This is a genomic window from Wolbachia endosymbiont of Onchocerca ochengi, from assembly GCF_000306885.1.
Lineage (GTDB): Bacteria > Pseudomonadota > Alphaproteobacteria > Rickettsiales > Anaplasmataceae > Wolbachia.
In genome coordinates this window covers 21832-46704 of record NC_018267.1, presented here as the reverse complement: position 1 = coordinate 46704, position 24873 = coordinate 21832, and the positions used below count along the sequence as shown (strand labels likewise).

At 32.6% G+C, this 24873-nt stretch carries 17 protein-coding genes and 1 tRNA gene; 7 read left to right on the top strand and 11 right to left on the bottom strand.

All coding sequences use genetic code 11. The annotated features are described in order from the left end of the window. Positions 1 to 188: 188 nt before the first annotated feature. On the top strand, positions 189 to 2471 hold the full coding sequence (locus tag WOO_RS04075; RefSeq protein ID WP_014868708.1) for an ATP-binding protein: 2283 nt from the start codon (positions 189 to 191) through the stop codon (positions 2469 to 2471). On the opposite strand, the gene WOO_RS04070 is transcribed toward WOO_RS04075, so the two are convergent. From WOO_RS04070 to WOO_RS00185, 5 genes are all read right to left on the bottom strand, one after another. Then, the gene (locus WOO_RS04070; protein ID WP_014868707.1) at positions 2420 to 3640 is read right to left on the bottom strand and encodes a COX15/CtaA family protein; all 1221 of its coding nucleotides are present in this window, start codon (positions 3638 to 3640) and stop codon (positions 2420 to 2422) included. The two genes, WOO_RS04075 and WOO_RS04070, sit on opposite strands and share 52 nt — an antisense overlap. A 1575-nt stretch (positions 3641 to 5215) precedes the next feature. Then, positions 5216 to 5692: a F0F1-type ATP synthase subunit B gene (locus tag WOO_RS00200; RefSeq protein ID WP_014868706.1), complete on the bottom strand. Its 477-nt coding sequence runs from the start codon at positions 5690 to 5692 to the stop codon at positions 5216 to 5218. A gap of 8 nt (positions 5693 to 5700) precedes the next feature. After that, positions 5701 to 6180, bottom strand: a complete 480-nt coding sequence (locus WOO_RS00195; RefSeq protein WP_014868705.1) for a F0F1 ATP synthase subunit B family protein — start codon at positions 6178 to 6180, stop codon at positions 5701 to 5703. Position 6181: 1 nt separating this feature from the next. Further along, positions 6182 to 6409, bottom strand: coding sequence for a F0F1 ATP synthase subunit C (locus WOO_RS00190; RefSeq protein ID WP_014868704.1), 228 nt, complete (start codon positions 6407 to 6409; stop codon positions 6182 to 6184). A gap of 61 nt (positions 6410 to 6470) precedes the next feature. Continuing rightward, positions 6471 to 7196, bottom strand: coding sequence for a F0F1 ATP synthase subunit A (locus WOO_RS00185; RefSeq protein WP_014868703.1), 726 nt, complete (start codon positions 7194 to 7196; stop codon positions 6471 to 6473). Positions 7197 to 8187: 991 nt separating this feature from the next. Here WOO_RS00185 and WOO_RS00180 point away from each other — a divergent pair. After that, positions 8188 to 8261 (top strand) — tRNA-Thr (locus tag WOO_RS00180). A gap of 1771 nt (positions 8262 to 10032) precedes the next feature. On the opposite strand, the gene leuS is transcribed toward WOO_RS00180, so the two are convergent. The 5 genes from leuS to ftsA all read right to left on the bottom strand — a co-directional run bounded on the left by leuS (position 10033) and on the right by ftsA (position 16970). Further along, positions 10033 to 12573 carry a leucine--tRNA ligase gene (gene leuS, locus WOO_RS00175; RefSeq protein ID WP_014868702.1) on the bottom strand — a complete coding sequence of 847 codons (2541 nt, stop codon included), beginning with the start codon at positions 12571 to 12573 and terminating at the stop codon, positions 10033 to 10035. Positions 12574 to 12585: 12 nt separating this feature from the next. Continuing rightward, entirely contained in the window at positions 12586 to 13197 is a 612-nt protein-coding gene (locus tag WOO_RS00170) for a murein hydrolase activator EnvC family protein (RefSeq protein ID WP_014868701.1), read from the bottom strand. 248 nt (positions 13198 to 13445) lie between these two features. Then, positions 13446 to 13934 (bottom strand): disulfide bond formation protein B, encoded by a 489-nt coding sequence (locus tag WOO_RS00165; RefSeq protein ID WP_014868700.1) that lies wholly within the window; start codon positions 13932 to 13934, stop codon positions 13446 to 13448. A gap of 50 nt (positions 13935 to 13984) precedes the next feature. Then, a complete protein-coding gene (gene der / locus WOO_RS00160; RefSeq protein ID WP_014868699.1) occupies positions 13985 to 15310 on the bottom strand; it encodes a ribosome biogenesis GTPase Der in 1326 nt (441 codons plus the stop codon). A gap of 421 nt (positions 15311 to 15731) precedes the next feature. Beyond that, positions 15732 to 16970, bottom strand: coding sequence for a cell division protein FtsA (ftsA, locus tag WOO_RS00155; protein WP_014868698.1), 1239 nt, complete (start codon positions 16968 to 16970; stop codon positions 15732 to 15734). 145 nt (positions 16971 to 17115) lie between these two features. Here ftsA and def point away from each other — a divergent pair, with 145 nt between their 5' ends. Beyond that, complete coding sequence (gene def / locus WOO_RS00150) at positions 17116 to 17652, top strand: peptide deformylase (RefSeq protein ID WP_014868697.1); 537 nt, start codon at positions 17116 to 17118, stop codon at positions 17650 to 17652. Continuing rightward, positions 17645 to 18430, top strand: coding sequence for a uracil-DNA glycosylase (locus WOO_RS00145; protein WP_014868696.1), 786 nt, complete (start codon positions 17645 to 17647; stop codon positions 18428 to 18430). The genes def and WOO_RS00145 overlap by 8 nt, the downstream gene beginning before the upstream one ends. A 424-nt stretch (positions 18431 to 18854) precedes the next feature. Here WOO_RS00145 and guaB read toward each other — a convergent pair whose 3' ends face one another. Beyond that, a complete protein-coding gene (gene guaB, locus WOO_RS00140; protein ID WP_014868695.1) occupies positions 18855 to 20348 on the bottom strand; it encodes an IMP dehydrogenase in 1494 nt (497 codons plus the stop codon). A gap of 947 nt (positions 20349 to 21295) precedes the next feature. Between guaB and WOO_RS00130 the strand changes: the two genes are divergently transcribed. Genes WOO_RS00130 through nuoH form a run of 3 tightly spaced genes read left to right on the top strand, consistent with a single transcriptional unit; the run spans position 21296 to position 24582 of the window. Further along, on the top strand, positions 21296 to 21508 hold the full coding sequence (locus tag WOO_RS00130) for a hypothetical protein (protein ID WP_014868693.1): 213 nt from the start codon (positions 21296 to 21298) through the stop codon (positions 21506 to 21508). 13 nt (positions 21509 to 21521) lie between these two features. Then, on the top strand, positions 21522 to 23573 hold the full coding sequence (gene nuoG / locus WOO_RS00125) for an NADH-quinone oxidoreductase subunit NuoG (protein WP_014868692.1): 2052 nt from the start codon (positions 21522 to 21524) through the stop codon (positions 23571 to 23573). After that, positions 23557 to 24582: an NADH-quinone oxidoreductase subunit NuoH gene (nuoH, locus tag WOO_RS00120; RefSeq protein ID WP_014868691.1), complete on the top strand. Its 1026-nt coding sequence runs from the start codon at positions 23557 to 23559 to the stop codon at positions 24580 to 24582. The genes nuoG and nuoH overlap by 17 nt, the downstream gene beginning before the upstream one ends. The last annotated feature ends 291 nt before the right edge of the window (positions 24583 to 24873 follow it).

Here is a 24873-nt window from a genome sequence, read left to right as displayed (position 1 = left end):
AGCATGCATTACTGCCTTGTATTTGTTCTTATACTTTTTATTTTTTGGTTCTCAATATTTTGTACTAGCTTAAGTAGCTACAATAGCTTCTGAATGATCTGTATGTCTATGATATGAGGTTAGAGTTTATTTGTAGCAGCGACATAGAAATTTGCTTTCTCAATTTAAGAAAGTAGACTTATGCAGTGATGGAAAGAAAGTACTGTAAAATTTTAATAGCAAACAGGGGAGAGATTGCTTGTAGGATCATCAGAACTGCCCATAGAGTAGGTATATCTTGTGTGTGCGTGTATTCAGATGCAGATGTAAATTCTGTGCATGTAAGACAAGCAGATGAGTCGAGGTACATTGGTCCTTCGCCTTCTTATCTAAGTTATTTAAACATTGAAAAGATATGTGAAGCAGCAGTTGAAACAGGTGTGCAGGCAGTTCATCCCGGTTATGGCTTTTTGGCAGAAAACCCAGATTTTCCACGTGCTTTGCAAAGATACAGTATAGATTTTATTGGTCCAAGTGCAGAAACAATAGAAGTGATAGCTAATAAAATAACAGCAAAGGAGGCAGCAAAGAGGGCTGGGGTCAATGCGGTACCGGGATATATAGGTAAGATCAATGATGCTGCCCATGCAGCTAGCGTTGCTGAGGAGATTGGATTTCCCGTTATACTGAAAGCTGCTTTAGGTGGTGGCGGTAAAGGCATGCGAGTTGTAAGCTCCAAAAAGGAAATTGAATTAGCATTTATATCAGCAACAAACGAAGCAGAAAAAAGTTTTAAAGATAGGAGTATCTTTATAGAGAAGTATATAGAGTTATCGCGGCACATTGAAATACAGATTATAGCAGATAAATATGGAAATGTGGTGTGTCTTGGAGAAAGGGAGTGCTCAGTACAAAGAAATAATCAGAAAATAATAGAGGAAACTCCAAGCCCGTTCATCAGTGAGAGGGTAAGACAAGGAATGTATATCCAATGTGTTTCTTTAGCAAAGGAAGTTGGTTATTTTTCAGCAGGTACTGTTGAGTTTGTTGTAGATAAGAATCAAAATTTCTATTTTCTTGAGGTAAATACTAGGTTACAAGTCGAGCACCCAGTAACAGAGTTTGTTACAGGAATAGATATAGTGGAAGAAATGATTAGAACCTCTTGTGGAGAAAAATTAAGGTTTAGTCAAGATGATATTAAACTTACTGGATCTGCAATAGAGAGCAGAATTTGTGCCGAAGACCCGTCAAAAAAATTTTTTCCTTCTAGTGGAAGGATAAGGTATTACAATAAACCGGATGAAAATTTTTCTACACAACTCCCTATTATTCCAGTATCAAACACTGCTATCAAGGAAAAAAACGATTGGGTTTCGGTATCATGCGCTGGAGTGACACTGGGTAGTGTTGTTAACCTTTCATCAAAGCAATTGCTGTGTAAGGAATCTAACAACTGTGTAAGGATAGATGATGGAGTTGCTGCAGGTTCAGAAATTAGCATGTTCTATGATTCAATGATCATGAAGGTGATAACGTACGGAAAAGATAGAATAGAGGCAATCGGCAGAATGCAAAAAGCGTTGTCTGAGTGTTATATAGAAGGAGTAACAAATAATATAGAATTTCTGGAATCCATCTTTCATCATCCAAATTTTGTTGCAGCGAAACTCCATACGAGGTTTATCTCAGACCATTATCCAAATGGTTTTCACGGTGATTTTGTTACAGAAGAATATGTTAAGGTGTTTATTTTTGCTGTACTGTATGTTCATTTGGAAAATGAGGAAAAGTGCTATTATAAAGCAGTAAATGAAACGTCTTTAATGTCATTCCAGCGTGTGATACTAGAATCTAGAAAAGGAGAAGAATTAGTTCCAGTGTCATTTGCTCAGATGACACCTTGCGGTGTTAGAATGACACTTAATAATATTGGGGGAATATCTAATAATGATGGAACTACAGGCAGTCGTGCAAGAGATTTATTCATAGTGAGAATAAATAACAACGAGTACTCCATAAATGCAAAGTATCAAAATAGTGTGTTAACAACAGTATATAATCACAATACATACTCTATAATAGGTAAGTGGAAGTTAAGTTATAGGTTACTATCTATCACAATTAATGATGATACCAATATAATACTAAAGGTAGAGAAACAAGGTAGTAGATATTTTATAAGACATGCTGGGATGCAAGCTGAATGTTGTGTGTTTAAACCTCATATAGCTAGATTAAGTAAGTTCATGCTAAATAACGAAACAGAAAGAGTTGCAGTAAATGCTGTAAAATCTCCAATATCTGGTTTATTAGTTAAATTACACGTAAATGTTGGAGATCAGGTAGGAGTAGGACAACCTTTATTTGTTGTGGAAGCAATGAAGATGGAAAATATTATATGTGCTGAATCAGAAATGGTGATAAAAAATATTCCCGTTCAAGAAGGAAAAAATGTACAAGTTGGTGATGTGGTCTGCTTTCTTAAATAGCAGAAAAAATATAAACCTGATCCAAACAAGATAAACGAAAATATTTGATGGGTTACAGCAACGGCTATTGGTATGTGAAACAACAAAGTAACTATCCCTAAAATCATCTGAATAATAACGGAGAATAGCATAACATATACCGATTTTACACTGGTATTTTTTATTGTAAGTATTATTGTCAGAACTAATATTAGCAATGCTAATGCTCGGTGTATAAATTGCACTGTCGCTCTATTTTCAAAGATATTGAGCCATATAGGCTGCAAGGAAAGTAAATCTTCTGGAACGATTTGTCCATCCATTAATGGAAAAGTATTGTAAATTAAACCAGCATTTAATCCTGCAACAAAAACACCAAAGATTATTTGTATAGTAACTAGAGTCAGAATAAGTATTGTGTGATATGTACTATGACTAGTAAACTGGGATTCTATTATCCTAGTATGTAATAACATATAACTGTACAAGTACTTGCTTTTAAAAGTAAATTGCACAGTAAATGGTGTTATTCCAGTACTCGGCATTGGAGTCCAGCTTTTACTATATGGTCGCTTGACATGTTTGTTTAAGGTTAAGTCTTCTGGATCCCAGTGTTTGGGCACTGGGATGATGCCTTTTTTGGTGAAAATTACTCTTACATTGTAATGTTTGTATAGTTGTTGTGTACGTAACATTGGGATCCGTATTTGGTAATCAAAAAATTGATATGATAGTAATGCAAAAATAATTAATGCTAACAATAAGTGAAGTGCAAGCCTGTAATGACTGACATGAGGTTCAGATACTAGCCCACTTTTGACCATGTACCAACCAGCAAGAGCTTGTGATATTCCAAACAATAGTGCTGTAGATAGCCTTATTGCTGCCTTTTTAGATATTCTCTTTTTCAGCAGAAAATATATAAATGGCAGAATAAAAGCTAAACCTGTTAGCCTTGCAACCAATCTATGTATATATTCTATTAGATATAAAGTACGAAACTCCTTCATACTGATACCGTAGTTAAATATTTTATATTCAGGTGTAGCCTCGTACTTTGATTTTTCTTGCAGCCAATCTTGTTCACTCAATGGTGGTAATGTTCCAGAAAATGGTTTCCACTCTGTGATTGATAATCCTGCTTTTGAAAGTCTTGTAAACCCTCCAATCCCCACCATGATGATCACCATGATAGAGCAGAGGAAGAGCCAGATGACTACAGATTTTGATTGCTTTTGTTCCATTGCCGAGGATGAATAATTGGTTCCCACAAAGCGAGAAAGGATGTAATACTATTATGTATCTGACTGTAGGTAGGAAAAAATATTGATATTATATAAAAATATAAAGACATATTTTGCTGATTGATAGTTCTTATCAAAAGAGTCAAATTAGTCATGTACTCTATTATAGAATAATACAAAAATAATTCATTTAAAATACGAGTTAACATTAATGAAAGTAATAAAGATGGAGTAGTGAGAAGTATAAAGTTGCAGAACCAATGAAGGGGTTCAATAGCAAAATTACTTTAAATTCAGCGCATTTATTCAATGGTTTTATGTTTTTTTAATAGATAATGTAAGTTTGCACATAATATTTGATCCAGCATGTTCTTTTCTTAATCCAAACAAGTATAATAGTTAGTAATTTTTTCAATATCTCCGAATTTGTTAAGTCAGCATCTTTAGTGAGATTATAAATATTGCAGAAAAGGGCTTTTCTCAAAATTCTACAAGGAATGGTTACTGCTACTACCTAGAGGTGGTGATATGTTCATTTTTTCAAATCTAGGCAATAAATATTGAAATTAGTTCATATATTCTAGAGAAAAAGATTTTATAAGAAAACTGTAACTATAATTGTAGTTGTTTAAACTCACCTACACGCAGGCTGACTTGTTGTCGCATTTATTAAGTTCAATTAGTGTTTTTCAACTGCAGCGGATCTATCTTGTTACTTGAATCATATATTGCCGCGCACTTTTTTCTTAGCAAAGTTCATGTCATGATTGTATGACTTAGCTTTTGTTTTAGGAAAAGAATGAAACACTTTTATTACTTTAAAGTATTGCGATAAAGTATATTTTTGCTATAGTTGTAAGTGTTTCCTGATTGTACTTTTCTATAAAAAGCTTCACATCTAATTTTGATTCTGAATAATTTAAACTTTTAATACTTTCAATGAATTGTTCTACACTGTACTATTCTTTGAAAATAGGTAACAAAATAATATATACATATGGGAAAACCTTCTTCATTTAACTCATTACAATTTATTTTTTGGTTAAGAGTCACTATAGGTTAAAAAATATAGTTATAAATTAAAATAAATAGTTAGAACATCCTAATCCAAATGAAAGCATCAAAGCAAAGTATATATAATTTGCTGTTGGAATTAAAGTTGAAGTCATAAAAAAAAGCGAGAAATATCGTACTTAGTTTGATGCTCTTGGATGAGAAATTAGGGGTTCTTATACTATAAATAGTTACTCGCAAATTCTGAAATATTAAAGGTTTTGGTTAAGAGAATCTAAAACCTGTTTACACCTACCTTTATCAATACGCAGTTATCATCATAGTAACCTTTGATCCAATAGTTATTACCTTAATTTGTATTTTTAATCATAGAAAAAAGTAGTATTATTTAATCCTTACCAAGGAAAGGTATTATTTTATAATAAAAAATCTTTTCTTGCTCTTTAATGTAAACTGAAATCGAGCTTAAATTTTTCTATATCACTGGCAGAAAATTGCTGACTGAACCTAATGTAATTTTTTGTTTAGATCACGTGAAAGTGAAGATATGATTTCACTACTGCGCTTGTTATCCTGATGTACTTGTATTATTTTTTTTACGGCATCAGCTGCTATATTTGCTGTACTAGCTTGTAAATCTCCAATAGCTTTTTCAACTTGGTCAGTGACTTTCTTCAAGTGGAAGCGAGCGTTCTCATTCAACGTCTGGTCTAGTTGTTGTCTATTATACTTAATGATTCTGTTAGCCTTATCGAGTGCTTCATTTATTGTTTTATTAACCTCTGCATCTAATTTTTTGTATTTTTCAGAAGACTTTTTATAGTATTCTAACATATCTCTTTTGAATTTTTCAACCTCTTCGTTTGTAAACTTGCTCTTGTCACGTTCTCTATTAAGGATATTTTTTATTAATTTCTTTAATAATCTATATGAAAAGATAAAACCTACTGAGAAAGCAAGGCCAATGATCATTGATGTAGACATAAAAACCTCTAAAATTCTTTGAATATCAAGTTAGCAACAAATTCCTCTTCAATTTCAGAATTAGTTAACTTATTGTAGTAAATTAAAGCGATACCGATAGCTGTTTGCTTTAATTCATCGATATATTCAGATTTAAATTTTGCTACTTTTTCTTCAACAAGCTTATTTATTTTTTTATCTTCCTCTTCTATTATATTTTTTACGCTTGCTCTCATTTCTTCTACTTGAACAAGTGCATTGCTCACAACCTTTTTTGCCTGTGTTCTAGCTTTGTTTAAAGCCAAGTTGTACCTAGTAACCTGGTTTTCTGTAAGTTCTAGAAGACGAATAGAACTATTAAAAGAATCCAATACTTTCTTGTTTCTGATGTTTATTATTTCATCTAACTTTGGTAAAAATAAGTGACATACTATAAAAAAAAGCGAAGAGAAAAAAATTAAAAACCAAAAAACTTGAGAAAAGAAAGTTGAAGCGTCGAGTTGCGGCATATTAGACAACGAATATTAATAGCAATGCAAGTAGAAATGCAAATAACCCCATTGCTTCAACTAAAGCTGCTCCTGTATAGACGTATTTTTTCATCTTATCTTCTGATTCAGGGTTTCTCGCGAGTCCATTTAGCATGGTAGAAAATATATTTGCTACACCAGTACCAGCTCCAAGCATGCCAAGTACACTTAACCCGATTGCTATAAACTTTAAAGCTACTAAATCCATATATTACCTTCAACCATTTCCTTGTAGGATTAATTGTAAAATGCTCTAAAGATAAAGTCAATTACTTTACTGTATCTGACAAGTATACACATGTTAAAGAGGTGAATATATAGGCTTGTAAAATTGCAACAAACACTTCAAACCCTATTAGGGCAATTATAAACAAAAACGGTATAGGAGTTAGAGCTAAATGCATATTCACAATAAACCCTGCTATTACCTTAATAATTGTATGACCTGCAATCATATTTGCAGCAAGCCTAATTGATAAACTTATAGGTCTTGAGAGGTAAGCAAATAGCTTGATAAAAACCATCATTAGAGCAAGCCATGATGGAGTACCTTCTGGTAATAAAATACGTAGAAATTTTATTCCTCTTTCTTTGAATCCAACAACAGTTGTATAAATAAAAACTATTGTCGATAAGGCAAAAGTAACTATCACATGGCTTGTAACTGTAAAACTGTAGGGAAGGATACCAACTAAATTACACGATAAAGTGAAAATAAATGCTGTGAATATCAACGGAATATGCTTCAATCCTTTGCTTCCAGTGTTATTTTCTATTATTGAAATGACAAAATCATATACACACTCAACTGCAGCTTGTAAATATCCTGGTATTACTGACTTCTGCTTTACTCCTAAGAGCAAGAAAAGTGCAACTGATATTATTGAAATCATCATAAAAAGAGATGAGTTGGTAAAACTTATGTCGTACCCGAATAATCTAGGTAACTCTATTATTGTATATATTTTAAATTGTTCTAGCGGATTTAATGCCATTTTTATTAAAAAAACTTAAAATACATCAGTAAGTAAAGTATGAATTCTATAAAGTAAAGTCAAGGTTTAAGATTGATATATACTCTGTAGTACAGTCTTTTTTACTCACTTTTTTTGATAACTTGAATATTTTCTGTATTCTGGATCTAAAGTTACATTTATAGTAGGGTTATCACTTTCACAATCAAATTCAATTTTATTGATAGATAAATCTTTTTGGGAGTCATTTTAACATAGCTAGAATATGGTAAGCTTAAGCTATACTACTTAGTTTGTGAGAGCGACTATAATTCGGCAAAGATACAGGGCATTTTCCGTTGTTGTAGTGTTGATTCATTAATGAAGTGTTTATTGAAGTTGTCAACTATTATTAATAATTATGTTTTAGAATTTATTAATTATATTTAATTTGTAATATCTCAATTTGATATGCCATCTGACTATTAAATAGTTCTTTTTGTGTATCATTTGCTAGTAAACAAAATTTTTCTATAGTTAAGTTTTTCAAATGTTTGTTGCTACTTGGTTTGGTATCAATAGAAAAAAGCCATAATTTTTAGAATTGGGTTTTGTTATAATGTAACTTACCGCCTTCTTCTGAAACATTAATGTCAAACTTGTAGGGAACTTTATATTATTTAACCACTTTTAAAACAATGCTACCGAAAAATTATAAGGTAGGTTGCAATAATTTTGATCAGGTATTATATTAGCTTTCTTTCTACAGCAATCAGGAACTCTTGATTTATGTGCTAGCATCTTTCTTGTTAAGATATTATATTTAGAACTAATTTTGATAATATTAAAATCTTCCGGACTACCAGCTAAAAAGGACTATTTTTTGTTGTTTCGCTTAATAAAAATAAAATTTTATCCTAAAGTCTTTTTTGGTTTCAATGGAAGTTTTCTCATATTATTTTATTATGTAGTATTTTGATAATTTTAAAAATTAGTTGACGAAAATTCGTTGATAATTGTATATATACTTGAAGCCGGCTTAGCTCAATTAGGTAGAGCAACTGACTTGTAATCAGTAGGTTGTCAGTTCAAGTCCGACAGCCGGCATGTGTGCTGGATAAGAATATATGGTACATGAAATAAGTAAGAAGGAACCCATTAACAAATAAGTTCCTAAAAATATAAAAAAAGCAGAAGCTGCTAAATTTCTTCTCATTCTGCATTATAGGTAGGAAGAAGCTGTGAATAGGCTAAAAAAGGGAAAGTTTCTTAAGTAGAGTAAAATTTTGTAGCTCAGGAGTAACCTTGATATTTTTAAAAAGAAACTTAAGGTACTGAAAATAAAAGTAGTTCAAAACGGGATAATCTTCATAGGGAACAACATGTAGTTGTAGAAGGAGCAAAAGAACAAGGAAAAGCTTATGATTAAAGTTGATGTTGAGCATTAAAGTTATTCAGGCTCTCAAGGTATATAGCTATAATCTACTAGCAGGATCTTATTGGTACTTATTCTTAAGTTGTATTTATAAGGTTTTACTTAGTAAAGCGCAGTTGCTGCCGCTAGTTTGCTAAATAGTAGTGTTTTTGATAAGCAAAATGTGCCGTTATTATATGTTTTCATAACGTAAATCTGGATTAGATTTTCAGATAGGCTATTTGCTTAAATTCAGTAAACATTAGTTTTTCTATTGTGGATGTTGAAATTATAGGCCGTTAGTATTCTTGCTCTTTTGTTTTCAAAACCCGATGGTTTAGTTCTAAATACTCTAAAAAGAGTATTGGAACTGTTATTTTAAATATATAGAAACCTTTATTGCTAAATTAAGCATGGATATTCCACTATTAGCTAATATATTTCTGAATATTTTGATTGGTCATTCTTTTTATAAGAAACTATTCTAAATTTTTCCTTTATTTTTTTTGGTAAGATTATTTTAATTCGTGCATAACTTTGTCCATAGTCAAACATTTTTTAGATTGCACATAAATATTGAATAAATATTTTAATTATCCAAAAAGTTGCATTGTTACCCATAGTATATGTTTCGCTTTTAAATCACTTATTTGCAGTAATACCAATTGTGTAACTACCTGCTGAGTAATTTTGTAAAATCAACATTAACTTTCAGTTTCTAAGAATAGAATTCAGTATTTTGTCCACCAGAGGGTAGCATTTCTTTCTCATCTATTGTTACGCTTGTTATTTTTTCGTTATTGTAGGCTTTGTTTTTTCTCCCGCTAGTGGTTTTACTTTTCTTTTACTGATGATTTTTTGTTTTACCTTTCGCCGTATAGGTTTCAGTTCTTTTTTTATTGGTGACTTTTTATATTCTTTTCTTTTTTTTTAGTCTGTAATTAGGTCTTTAACAAGATCAAGCATGTCACTAAGAGTGCTTCTCATTTTTTGTGGCTCTGGTATATCTTCAGTGATACTAAAAAAAGGATATTTATTTGGAGATTTACTTATTGAACCTGTACCAACATGAAATCTCGGGTTAGTATTGGGTTAAAATAGTAAGGATAGTTTGCTAATAATCTAGCCCATATATTCTTTAGTGATTAAACCTTACTAAGAACTTTAAGTTCGAGCTGGGATTTTTGTTATAATCTGACCAAAAATAACGTTGGATTTCGTAATAAGATTATTACTCTATTTAGCACTAAAGTTTAAACCTGTATAGAGGGTATTGACCTTCTAAATCAATTACTACGTTGTTAGCTATTTGCTAAAGATAAGGTGAGCAACATAGCTAAAGTGCGTAATCTCTTCATTTTCATATATGTTCTTATACGGGGGAAAATGTATACAATGCACAAGTACATATTTTCTTATATTAAGAAATATAATTATAGAATTAAAGATGCACTACTCAGATTTTTACACAACTATGTTTACTATTTTGTTTGGTACAGTATATATAGTTCGAACTTTGTTTTGATCTATCTTATTGGATACAGAACTCATTGCTATTTTCTTCAATTCTTCTTTAGGCAGATTAATTGCTACCTCAATTATTGTACTCAATTTCCCGTTGATTTGCACTGCTACAGTTACTACGTTATCAATCAGTAGTGACTTAGCAACTTCTGGCCAAGGCTGTAGATATAGCATGCCTTCACCCCCTATTTCTTGCCATAGGCTTTCGGCTAAGTGTGGTATAAACGGTTCGATTACTCTGATTAGGGTGCATATACTTTCATCAATGAGTGATTTTCCGTTCTTTATATCTATTTCGGCTATTAAGTTCGTCATCTCACGGAATTTTGCCACTGCACAATTTAATTTGCAGGTTTCTAAGTCATCTGTAAGCCCGTGTAAGAGTTTGTGCATTTTCTTTCTATACTCTAAAAGTTTATTTGTAACATTTTTATCTGGTGTTATTTCAGTATGTGATAACATATTTCCTTTTTTGATCTCGGTGTCGGCTACTTGGATGGTAGGGGATTGATTTTGGATAACAATAGGTTTGAATTGCATTACCATACGCCATAATTTATTTATATAGCGGAAGCAGCCTTCTATACCGTTGTCTGACCATTCTATGTCTTTTTCTGGAGGAGTGTCAGACAATACAAACAAACGGGCAGTATCTGCACCGTATTTTCTTATGATAAAATTTGGATCAACTGTATTCCTTTTCGATTTGCTCATCTTCTCGACCTTACCAACTTGGATTTTTAAACCTAGTGCTACTAATTCTTTTGCTTCTTCAGGAAATAGCCATTTACCATTTTCATCTTTATAAGTTGTATGACAAACCATTCCTTGAGTGATTAAGGTAGAGAAAGGTTCCTTAATGTCAAAATAACCACATCTAGTTAAAGCGCGGCAGAAAAATCGTGAGTAAAGCAGGTGCAAGATTGCATGTTCTATTCCACCTATATAATAATCGACAGGCATAAAACGGTTGCAAGCATCCTTATTGATAAACTTATCTTCACTACAAAATGCAGCAAAATACCAAGAAGATTCAAAAAAAGTGTCAAATGTATCAGTTTCACGCTCCACTTGTTTTCCACATTTTGGGCAGTCAACAAATTTCCATGTTGGGTGTTTATCAAGTGGATTGCCACCGCTTGTAAATTCTACGTCCGGTGGTAAAGTTACAGGAAGGTCTTTTTCTGGTACTGGAATAGTACCACAATCTTTACAATATATAATAGGTATAGGGCATCCCCAATAACGTTGCCTTGAGATTCCCCAGTCATGTAAGCGATAGTTTACAGTTTTTTTACCTATTCCTTTTTCTTCAAGCTTTTTGATGACTACTTCTTTTGCTTTACTAGCCGTCAATCCATTTAAAAATTCAGAATTAAACATCACTCCATCATTGATACATGTTTTTTTTAAAGAATCTATATTTTGTGTTCCTTCTTCACAAATTACAGGAATGATTGGTAAATCATATTTTTGTGCAAATTCAAGATCACGCTGATCATGTGCAGGACACCCAAAAATTGCACCTTCTCCATATTCTGTCAATATAAAATTCGCTACATAGAGTGGCAACTCCCTATCAAGAAATGGATGTTTGACATTTAATCCAGTGTAAATTCCAATTTTTTCGTCATTTTTCCCCTTTATTTTCAGATTATCGACAAAATCTTGTATTTTTTTGTTTTTGAAATTCTTTATAATAGGGTGCTCTGCTGCCACTGCACAAAAGGAAGCTCCAAATAAAGTGTGAGGGTGAATTGTAAAGATTTTCAATTTTTTGTTTAAACCGATTATTTCAAATTCTATAGTGATGCCTTTAGATTTTCCTATCCAACTTTCTTGCATTGTTTTTACTTTTTCTGGCCAATTCTTTAAATTTTGCAAGCACTTGAGCAAATCTTCAGCAAAATCAGTAATCTTTAAAAACCACTGGGTTAACTTACGTTTTTCAACAATTGCACCTGAACGCCAGCCTTTTCCATCGATTACCTGTTCATTCGCAAGTACTGTTTGGTCTACTGGATCCCAGTTAACCCATGACTCTTTTCGGTAAGCAAGCCCATGCCTTAAAAGATCTAAAAAAAGTTTTTGCTCATGTTTACAATAATCAGGCTCACACGTGGAGAGTTCACGCTCCCAATTATAGGAAAGACCTATAGATTTCAGTTGCATACGCATATTATCTATATTCTCTTTTGTCCAAATTGCGGGGTTAATATTGTTCTCCCTTGCTGCATTTTCAGCTGGTAATCCAAATGCATCCCAGCCAATTGGGTGCAAAACCTCAAATCCACGCGCTCTCTTATAACGTGCTATTACATCTCCTATTGTATAGTTACGCAAGTGTCCCATATGAATTTTGCCAGATGGATATGGAAACATTTCCAACACATAACATTTATCTCGTTTGCTATTCTTGCTTACAGAGAAATTCCACTTATTTTGATAAAATTTTTCAACGGTTTTAAAATCATATTTCATATAAATCCAAATTTAATCACAGTTCATATGCAACGAAGGATCAATCGCTTGACCATTGCGCCTTATTGTAAAGCACATTTGTGGATCTTTATCTTGTGTACTTGATTTGCCTGCAGACCCAATAACTTGTCCTTGTTTTACTTTATCACCAATTTTAACATGTATATTTTTCAAATAGGAATATACAGTTATGTAATTATTTTTGTGTTCCATTATAATTAAGTTTCCATACCACCTAAGTCCTTTGCCTACATATATTATTTTACCAGGTGCAGAAGCAACTACATTTGTCCCGCTTTGAGCAACGATTTTTACTCCATCTTTGCATGTCTTATCAGAAAAGACAGTAGTACCTTTTACTGGCATTGTAAATTTATAGTTTGACTCATTGATTTTCACGTTTTGTGCATCATTCTTATCTCTATATATTCTATTTATAGTGGTCTTTCTATTTTCTTTTCTTGTTGAATCAGTATCATTCTTGATGAGATGGTACTCTCTTGTATATTCTAGGTCTCTTTTCCCGTAAAATTCTTCGCCTTTAAATAGTACAGGCGAAGGTTTTTGTAGACCACAACTTACTAGTGTTACCTGTAATATAAATAACAAGGTTATGCGCCACATAAGTTTATTTAAGGTAATTCAAACCATATTAAATAACATACTTTTAAAGGTAATAAGACTTTTGTTAGTGCTGATTTTATTTTTTGTTCTTGTGAATCGATCCACTACTGCTTATTCTTCTTGCAACTCACAGCTACTTCAGAACTCTACATACTTCCTATGTACTTTATAATAGATGCTCTTTTATAAAAAACATTTTACTCTTCTTTCTCTTTGCTCTTTCTGGGTAAGATCAGTCTGTAAACTCATTACTGTTGCACTTTAAGATTTCTTTTTCCTCCATAATACATTCTCCTTGATAGAAATAGAGCTGCTATAAGATAAATAAGATTCCATGTTGCTACGGAAACACCTAGAATATAACTAGGTCTGTCACAAGATGGAGAGTAATTAGGATTTAATAGCTTATTTCTAAGCTCTTCTATGCTAACATTATCACCTACTACTTGTTCTGTACAGCCTAAAATGTCATAAAATAAATGTAATTCAAGACCTATATGGTAAAAAGATATTACTGTGCCTATAAAATAGCTACAAAACATTGCATAAATTAGAATTTTGTTTTTTTTGAGCATATGCACCACTACGAGTAACCCTGTAATATAGTAAACTATCCGCTCATATATACATAGTTTGCATGGCAGCATATTAAAAAAATACTCTAGCACATATGCAAAAATTAGAGCAAAAGTACTTGATAACAAAAAAATTATAGAAACTCTAGAGTTATTATGCATAATTTAAAATGAATTATTATAAAGAGCTCTAAAAGAGTAAAGCAAAATCCTTATTTTGCATAAGGATTTTTATTCTTTTTTAAAAGTAACCTGACTGGTACGCCTTTAGTAAAGAAACTTTTTCTGAGATCGTTAGTTAAATAGCGTTTATAACTCTCATCAACACTTTTAGGTATGTTACATATTAAAGAAAAAGCAGGAGGTTTAGTACCAGTTTGGGCGATATACTTCATTTTAATTGCTCTACCTTTTACAAGTGGGTGAGGATGATTATCTAAAGCACTAATTAGCCACTTATTCAGTTTCGCTGTGCTAATTTTTTTGTTTAAGAATTGGTTTACTTCAAGGCATTTATCTATCACATTACTACAATACATACCTTTTAATGCAGAAATCGTTATCACTGACACTTCCAAAGATAACCTTGTTACTTTCTGTTGCTCTATAAATTTTATTAATTTACTCCTATCATCTTTATTTATTAAATCCCATTTATTTAAAACAATGATAATTCCTTTTCCTTCTTTGATTGCATTCTCACCAATTGATAAATTCTGTTGTTCAATACCCATAATGGAGTCTAGCATTAAAATTACTACATGAGAACGTTTTATTGATTCTATGCTTTTCTTAATGAATCTTGATTCTAAGTTGTCTACAATATTCATTTTTTTGTCGATCCCTGCGGTATCGATGAGAGTGATTAATTTTCCGTTATAATTATATATAATATCCACAGAATCACGTGTAGTTCTTGGTTCTGAACTTGTTATTAGTCTGTTTTCTGAGAGTAAACTGTTTAGAAAGGTTGACTTCCCGACATTCGAGCGGCCAATTATTGCGATTCTAAACTTACTGAACTTGTCAACCAATAGTTTGGTGCCTTGATCTAAATTTTTAATAGCACTAGATAGAGTATTATAAAGATCAACCATGCCAAGATTGTGTTCGGCTGAAATATATACTGGACCTATGAAATCAAAAAATTGCAGATAATCAACATTTTCAGATTTATGACTCTCGCATTTATTTGCTATGAGTATTACAGGTTTATTTGTTTTTCTTTTCAGCCATTTTGCAAACTTTTTATTTTGCTCATCTTGCACTTTTGCGTCAACAAGAAAGAAAATTATGTCTGAATCAGATAAGGAAAATTCGATTTGTTCAATAACTTGTAATGAAAAGTTAGTTCGGTCGTTCCATCCTCCTGTATCTATAACTTTAAATTCCAAATCACTAATTCTTCCAGCTTCTTCACGTCTGTCTCTTGTTACTCCTGGAATGTTGCTAACTACTGCTGCTTTTCTTCCCACCAGCCTATTAAATAAGGTTGACTTGCCAGTGTTTGGCAGTCCTACTATAGTGATTTTCAGCATAAATTTAAAAGCCTCAAGGTAAATTATAATCAGAATTTTTCAGTTTACTATTGACTTTATTGATATATCAATACCTTAAAATAATAATTTTTTATCTTAATTTTATTATGTGAAAGCGAGAGGTGATTATACTAATCTTTGAATAGATGATAAAAATTATGGAATTTTCTTACAACATTATGAAACATTAAAAAAGCACTACGTATAGAAAGGATTGTTAATAAAGCCAAAAGTTTTGTTGAAGGAAAAGTTAGAAATAAAGTGAGTCGTTTGGCGTTCTAGGTGAAGTTAGTGCATTGATTGTGGTCACTACTTTTAGGTTAAAGTTCTAATTATTATATCATATCATTGCATGTAGCAATGGTATATGCCTTTCTATGAAGCGAGTTATCTTTCTCTTCACTTTCTCTTGATAAGGTCACTAAGCTGTAATCTTTGATTTTACCCAGTGGTATAATTTACCTATTTTACTATCGTGATTGAGCATTCTAGCATTATTTTTGTAAAAAGTGTCAATTATAAGTTTTATGGAACCTATAGCAGCAGAAAATATGGGATTTTTATTGTATTCATCTTCGAGACCATTACAAGATTCAGGATACCCAATACGGACTTGTTTATTGAATACGTAGCTTGCAATCTCTTTCATGCTTGTGAGCTGACTTGTTCCTCCTGTGATGATTACTTTATTAATTAGGTTTTTCTGTTCTTGAAATTGCTCTTTTACTAGTTCGAGTATTTCTTCAACTCTTGGTCTTACGATATCAACAAGTTTGTACTTGGGCACTTGAATTGGTTCATCATTTTCATTATTTTGCACTGTAATATATTCGTTTTTATCTATTGAGGTTATAATAGTGTTACCATACAATATTTTTATACGTTCTGCATATTCTATACTTGTGCATAGCCCATAAGCTATATCTCGAGTGATATGAACACCGCCGATTGGAATACTGCTTGCATATATGGGCTTGCCTCGCTTGAAAATTCCGACTGCAGTATATCCACCCCCTATATCAACAATAGCAGTTCCGAGCTCTTTTTCATCTTCACTTAGACAAGCAAAACCAGCAGAATACGCAGAAGCAACACAACCAGCCATACTTATTCCGTCATTATTGATTATACAATTTTCAATGTTGGTAAGTGCCGGACGCGAAGCAGTAACAACATTCATGTCAGCAGATAGTTTTTTCCCATATAAACCACTGACCTCCTTTATATCAGTCATGTCGTCTAATTGATATTTCAGTGGTATATTGTGAATGATAATGTTTTCTTCAATGTATTTCTCAAATGTTTGAGAGACTACACGTTTTATGTCTCGGTCAGAAATTTCATGATTAGCTGTAATAATTTCGTTATGTGTATTGAAAGATGAGATTCCGCATCCAGCAACATTAACGTATATTTGGTCTATGGTTTTCTCTGATATTTGTTTAGCCAGAGCTATAGTTGATGAGATAGAGCAATTTGCATGTTTTATATCAGTTACTGATCCACCATTTATACCTTCTGCAATCTTATAACCTGTTCCTGTTATTTTGTAGTTAAGGTTTCCACTGATCTCAACAATTAGGCAAATAATCTTTGTTGTACCTATATCTAAAACAGCAAAAGTGTTTCTTTTTGGTTTTACTATTACTGCAGAGTACATTAGTTAATCTTATTATAGAATTTCATTTAAATTGTAGCTTGCTTTAATAATTTATATTTCTATTGTAATTGTAGGAGTACAGCAACATTTTAATATACCTTAAATACTGGACAAGAGAAAAAATAAAATATAAAATTATAGCCTTATGCCTAAACTGCCAATTATAATTGCCCCCGATGGAAAGTTAACTATACGTGCTAGTGAAGTAATAGATATAAACGATGAAATTAGAGAATTAGTAAACGACATGTTTGAAACTATGTATGATGCAGAGGGTTTTGGCCTTGCTGCAGTGCAAGTTGGAGTGTTGAAGAGGGTTTTTGTTATGGATGTCCAGTTAGAAGATGTTGAAAGTGGGTTAGCAGGACATGAATCAACCGGTGAATTTTGTATGATTAATCCTGAAATTATAGAGTTATCTGATGAGCAAATAATTCTTAAAGAAGGATGTCTTTCAATTCCTGAGCAAAATTATGAAATCAGACGTCCAAAATATTTAACTGTAAAGTATAAAGATTTAAATAATGAAGGGCAGATGCTAAAAGCTGGTGGTTGGCTTGCAAGATGTATTCAACACGAGATAGATCATTTAAATGGTATATTATATATTAGACATTTATCTAAATTAAAGTATGATATAGCTATGAAAAAAGCACAAAAGGTTAAGAGGCGCTATGAGTAATGAAGATCTGGAATTATTGAGATTCTACTACGAAGAGGGTATTGATTGTACGTTAACAGAGAGCGAAGAGGAAAAGGAAGTAAAGGAAGAAAAAGAAAGTAAGTTTATACAGTCCACTACCATTCAGGCTGAAACCCAAAGAAAAGGGCAACAATTTATGTTTCCAAGTGATTGGGTAATTGAGGCGAGAAAGCTTGCAAGCAAGTGTAATAGTGTAAGTGAACTAAGAAGTGTAGTTACATCGTTTGAAGGTTGTGAGATAAAAAAAACTGCAACTAATACTGTTTTTTCCGATGGTAATCCAAATGCAAAAATTATGCTTATTGGTGAAGCTCCAGGTGCAAGTGAAGACCTGCAAGGCATACCATTTTGTGGCGCAAGTGGAATGCTGCTTGATAAAATGTTAAATGCAATAAACCTCGACCGCACTAAAGTATATATAAGCAATGTTGTATTTTGGCGTCCACCAGGTAATAGAAAACCAACTAACTTAGAGCTTGATATATGTAGGCCATTTGTCGAAAAACATATTGTACTGATTTCACCGAAGATTCTGGTTTTAGTTGGGGGAATCGCGTGTTATAGTCTTCTTGATAACACGAAAATTATATCAACCTTACGTGGTAGATTTCATACTTATACTAACCAATATTTATTCCATTCAATTACTACAATTGCTATATTTCATCCAGCTTACCTACTTCGTCAACCATCGCAAAAACGTTTAGCTTGGGAAGACTTAAAGAAGATCAGAGAGTATCTTGATGCTAATATTTAGCAAAATGATTGTTAGTGGAAAGTAGCTAACTGCCATGGAAGTTACTTAACGAAGTCTAGCAACCTTATTTTCTTAGAGTTAAGAGTGTTTCTAATTCTAAAATTTCTTTTTGATCTGCAGATTCAGTAATAAAATTCAGTAAAAAACTTAAGGTATTTTTTTGCAAGTTACATAAAATTATAGTAGCTATATGTTTTCAAAAGTTTTTCTATATTTAGCCAAACCTCACTTAAGTTAAGTGTAAGAAAGAATGTTAGCTTTAATTATAATTAGAGAGCTAAAACCAACACTATGGTTTTTTACATTTTCTCTTTTTTTTGGTAAATTTCTTAACATTTATAATTAGTGTGGACTGGATAAATCGAACTTACCACTGGTGCTAAAGACATTAGCTTAATATGATTAACTACACAACTATATAACTTCACTCTGAGTTGGCTGATAAATTAGATGCTTGGTGAGAGTAGTTTGGAGGCTCTTGTGTAATGATTATATCATGAGCATGACTTTCTCTTAATCCTGATGAAGTGATAGTAACGAATTTACAGTTTTTTCTCATTTCTTCTATACTCCTATTACCAGTGTATCCCATTGCAGCTTGTAGTCCACCAATTAATTGATGAATTACTCCTGAAGCTGGACCTTTAGATGGAACTCTTCCCTCTACTCCTTGTGGGACTAATTTTAGCTTTGAGTCTTTGTCTTGAAAATAACGGCTAGCTGAGCCTCTTTTCATTGCGCTAATAGATCCCATTCCTCGGTAGCATTTGTATGTTCTACCCTTATATGTGATAATTTCACCTGGACTTTCGTCAGTGCCTGCAAAAAGTGAACCAATCATTACAGAGTCAGCGCCAGCTGCAATAGCTTTTGCAACGTCTCCTGAGTACTTTATACCACCATCGGCAATTAATCTTACTTTTCTTGCCTTACATACTTCTGCAACATTTTGAATTGCGGAAAATTGTGGTACACCAACACCTGTAACTATTCTAGTTGTACAGATTGATCCAGGTCCTATGCCAACCTTTACTGCATCAACGCCCACATCAATTAACGCTTCAGCAGCCTCTTTTGTAGCAATGTTTCCACCTACTAACTGTGTGTTTGGGTACATAGCTTTTATTTCCCTAATGGTATTAATAACATTTTCAGAATGACCATGAGCAGTATCTATAATAATTACGTCAATTTCTTTTCCAATTAAAGCTTCACACCTTTCAATGCCATCCTTTTTACCAGTGCCAATTGCAGCAGCAACTCTTAGTCGTCCTTTGCTGTCTTTGCATGAGTTGGGGTACTTATTGTATTTTTCAATGTCCTTAATTGTAATTAATCCTATACAACAAGAGTTCTCATCTATGACTAAAAGTTTCTCTATTCTATTTTCATGTAACAATTTCATTGCTGAAGCACTGTTCACTTCTTGCTCCCGCACCGTAATTAACTTATCTTTTGTCATTACTTCAGAGACTTTTATATTTATGTTCCGGTCTTCAATAAACCTTAAATCTCGGTTAGTGAGGATGCCAACTAACCTATGTTGGTCAACTACAGGAATACCGGAGTAGTTATACTCTTTCATTAATAAAATTGCTTCCGCAACTGTTTTATCTGGGGAAATTGTAATAGGATTGTATACAATCCAACTTTCATATTTTTTTACCCTTCTAACCTCTGAAACTTGTTCATCTATTGATAGGTTTTTATGTATGCAGCCTATTCCACCATGCTGAGCAATAGTTATTGCAAAGTCTGATTCGGTAACAGTATCCATTGCAGAGGATATAAGAGGGATGTTGAGTTCTATATTGTTTGTTAAATAAGTTTTTGTATCCGTATCACAAGGCAATATATTAGAATGAGCTGGTAAAAGAAGTATATCGTCAAACGAATAACAAACTTCCATTTTTTTCATAGGCTTTATTTAAAGCTTATACGTCAATTAATTGAATTGCAATATAGTTTTCTGCAAAATTTTAGCTATAGTTAACTCAAGCAAGGTTCTTCTACGTTATATGTTGACGCAGTATTGTATTTTACTTATTGTAATACCATTTGTTTTAGTAGTAGGTTTCTTGCTCATGCATCTAATAAAAGATAATATGATACAGTAGATCGTCGACGTTGCTAATCACCAAGAATGTCATCTGAGTACTTTATATAAAGATAAGGGTGCTTACAATTATTTAATAACATATCTTTCTTTATTCTAGTTTAAACATCGTAAGATATATAAAGTTTATGGATATTGAAATATGAGTTATTCAGGAATTTTGACACTATCTTTAGTATTTGTAATTGGTATTGTTCTATAGCAAGAATAGTATTTGTGCAAGTTTTTTCTATTTTTTCTACATTATTCACCTGCGTTATATAATAATACAATGATACTTAAAACTGGTTATCTGTATGATCATGCTTGTGATACTACTATTAGTGTAATATTTTAATATATTAATGGCAGCAAAGCTTAGTGGCCCTTCAGGAAAGTTACTGCGTGGTATATATAAAAAAATGCGGATATACTCTTATAAACATCATTCTGATGTAAACAACAATAAAATCTTTTTAAAAAATGGTATTTGGGCTATTTATAATTTTCTGTTTTATACTATATTCTTACTATGTTTCTGGATGCCTTTATAATTGTACTAATTCAACCATAGTATTTATAAAACTTAATCAGCGTAAGCAGACTTTTTATGGTGAAATTATAAAAATGCTAGCCGTAGCTTATAAGCCTAGCTGATATTTTTCTTTGGTTACTAGTGGTTGCTTATTAATTAAAACTTTAAAGTTATTTAATATTGACGTTATATACTCAAGTGTTAAAATGAAAATAAAGAATTTTTAGGAGTCTATATGGTAATAGGCGGAAAAGAAAAAACAGCTAGTAAAAATAATCCTACTCAGCGTAAAAAAGCTGAACAAAAAATGTATAAAGATAAACCAGTAAAACCAGTCAGATATATAGATCGTGATTCACGTGTAAATTATATGTCTGCTCAATATGACGATGGTAATTTGGTTGAAGATGAAATAAGTGGTAGCCCTATAAAATGGGAAGCTATATAGTGGGTTTAAATTTGTGGTTAAGATTACCATTAATTCTAAGGAATGTAAAGTAGAGCCTGGGTTTACTATAATTCAAGCTTGCGAAACCGTAGGTGTTGAAATTCCGCGCTTTTGTTATCATGAGCGTTTAATAATTGCTGGCAACTGTAGAATGTGTCTGGTTGAAGTTGAGGGAGGACCTCCAAAACCGATAGCTTCTTGCGCAACACCAGTTGTAGAAGGTATGGTTATCCACACTGATACTCCGAAAGTTAAAAAAGCACGTGAAGGTGTGCTTGAGTTTTTGCTTATTAACCATCCACTTGACTGTCCAATTTGTGATCAAGGTGGTGAATGTGACCTACAAGATATAACAATGGTTTATGGAAAAGGAATAAGTAGATTTGATGAATATAAAAGGGCCGTACAAAAAAAATATTTTGGGCCACTGATTGAAACTGCAATGAATAGATGTATTCATTGTACTCGGTGCATTAGGTTTTTGTCTGATGTAGCAGGTACAAATGAACTTGGAGGAATTGGTAGAGGAGAAAAGATGGAGATTAGTACTTATGTGAAAAGGTACATCAGCTCTGAATTATCTGGAAATATCATAGATCTCTGTCCTGTAGGGGCTTTAACTTCGAAGCCTTACTTGTTTAAGGCCCGTTCATGGGAGCTATCACATTGTGAAACTATAGATGTACTTGATGCTGTAGGAAGTGCAATCAGGGTTGACTATCGCGGTCTTGAAATTATGCGAATATTACCGAGACTTAATGAAGAAATCAATGAAGAATGGATATCAGATAAAACTCGTTTTGCTTACGATGGACTAAAAGTGCAACGTCTCGATCAACCTTATATAAAGAGAAATGGTAAATTAGTTTCAGTTGATTGGAATGAAGCATTAACAGTTGCTGCAAAAAAGCTAAAGAGTACAGAACCAAGTAAAATAGCTGCAGTTGCAGGTGATTTAGCAGATTGTGAATCTATGCTTTTACTAAAGGAAATGATGCATAAGCTTGGATCAGCAAATTTAGATTGTAGACAGGATGGAGCAAAACTTATATCAGACAATCGTGGATCATATGTGTTTAACACCACCATTGAGGATATAGAAAATGCAGACTTATGTTTACTTATAAATACAAATCCTAAAGTAGAGGCCCCAATTATTAATGCACGTATAAGAAAAAGATACTTACAAGGGAATTTCCCTATTGCAAGCGTTGGTCCTGATGTTGAGTATTTATATTGTGTTGAAAAGTTAGGTAATAATCCTAATATCTTGAATGAAATAGTAAATGGAGATCATAAATTTTGCGAGCTATTGAGTGCTGCCCAAAACCCTATGCTTATTGTAGGTCAAGACGCATTAACAAGAAGTGATTCCGAGTCAATTTTAGCTTTAGCCATTTCAATTGCAGAAAAATTTAATATGGTTAAAGATGACTGGAATGGTTTTAATGTTTTGCATAAAGCCGCAGCAAGAGTTGGTGGATTAGATATTGGATTTGTCCCTAAAAATGGTGGAAAAGACATCAACCAAATATTAAAGCAAGCAGAGAGTGGTGAGATAGAAGTTGTTTATCTTCTTGGTGCGGATGAAATCGACACATCAAAGTTAGGGAATACATTTGTAATTTATCAAGGTCATCATGGCGATAGAGGAGCACATGTAGCAGATATTATTTTACCTGGGGCTGCGTACACAGAGAAATATGCAACTTACGTGAATACTGAAGGTCGAGCCCAAAGAACGAATTTAGCTGTACTTCCCCCTGGCGAAGCAAAGGAAGATTGGTTAATCATCAAGAATTTATCCCAATATTTGGGTTTCCCCTTGCCATATGATAGTTTATTTGATGTGAGAAAAAAATTAGATACTATCGGTCCACAGTTTAGGAATGCTGATCAAGTGGTAAAAAACAAGTTAATTTTAACTAATTGCAGTAAAAAAATAATCTTAAGCAGTAAACCTTTTACTTTAAAAGAGTGTAATTTTTATATGACAGATCCAATAAGTCGCGCTTCAAAAATAATGGCAGATTGTACTAAAGCCTTTTATGAGCACGCTAGTTAACATCTTATTCATTTTGGTGCAGCTACTGCTTTCAGTTGCGTATTTAGTGTATTTTGAGCGCAAAGTTATTGGTGCAATTCAACTACGACATGGTCCAAGTGTTGTTGGACCTTTTGGACTATTACAACCATTTGCAGATGCTATTAAGTTACTAACCAAAGAGCCAATAATACCGTCTAGAGCAAATACCATATTATTCATCATGGCTCCGATTCTTACCTTTGTTTTAGCATTAATTGCATGGGCAGTGGTACCATTTGGTGCTAAAGTAATTATAGAAAATGGGCAGCAAGTAGTAATTCCTAAGGCAATGGCAAATATTAATGTCGGAGTGCTCTATGTCCTAGCTATATCCTCCTTGGGAATATATGGTATCATTATTGCAGGCTGGTCTAGTAATTCTAATTATGCATTTTTAGGTAGCATAAGGTCAGCTGCTCAAATGATCTCATATGAAGTTTCAATAGGCCTTATAGCTGCTACAATTGTTATTATAACTGGTACACTAAATCTCGGAGAAATGGTAGTGGTAAAGCATAATATGCCATTTTGGGTTGATATGTTATTAATGCCTATAGCAATAGTGTTTTTTATTTCACTTCTTGCAGAAACTAATCGCCACCCTTTTGATTTACCGGAAGCTGAAGCAGAGCTTGTTTCTGGATATAACGTTGAGTATTCATCAATGCCTTTTGCTCTTTTCTTTCTTGGAGAATATGCTAACATGATTTTAGCAAGTGCTATGATGACAATATTTTTTCTAGGAGGGTGGTATCCTCCTATGAAATTTAATTTGCTGTATAAAATACCAGGTTTAGTTTGGTTCGTTTTGAAGATAGTTTTACTATTATTCATATTTATTTGGGTTAGGGCAACTGTACCTCGTTATCGGTATGATCAACTAATGCGTCTTGGTTGGAAAGTGTTTCTACCAATATCGGTACTTTGGGTAATACTCACTTCAGGAGTACTTCTCTTTACTAAAAATTTACCAAGTTTAGAGTTATAAATATATTACTGATTTTGACATTGAATTTTTTTTGATAAATCTTGTATTATAATATACAGGATTAAGGCTCTTGTGGTTATGGCTCCTTCTAAATTTTTTGATTTAAGGTTGTGATCAGCCTTTTAAAAAGAATTTTTGGTATATAAAAAGTAAAAGTGTTCTTCCTTGATATACGTTTAGTAAGTAATTCAAGTGTTGCTATAAAGAGCTAGGGCAGATTGTAGTTATACAATTCTTCTAATCTACAATTAGATAAATAATGGTGGCTAAAGTCTATTTTTTTCATATTAA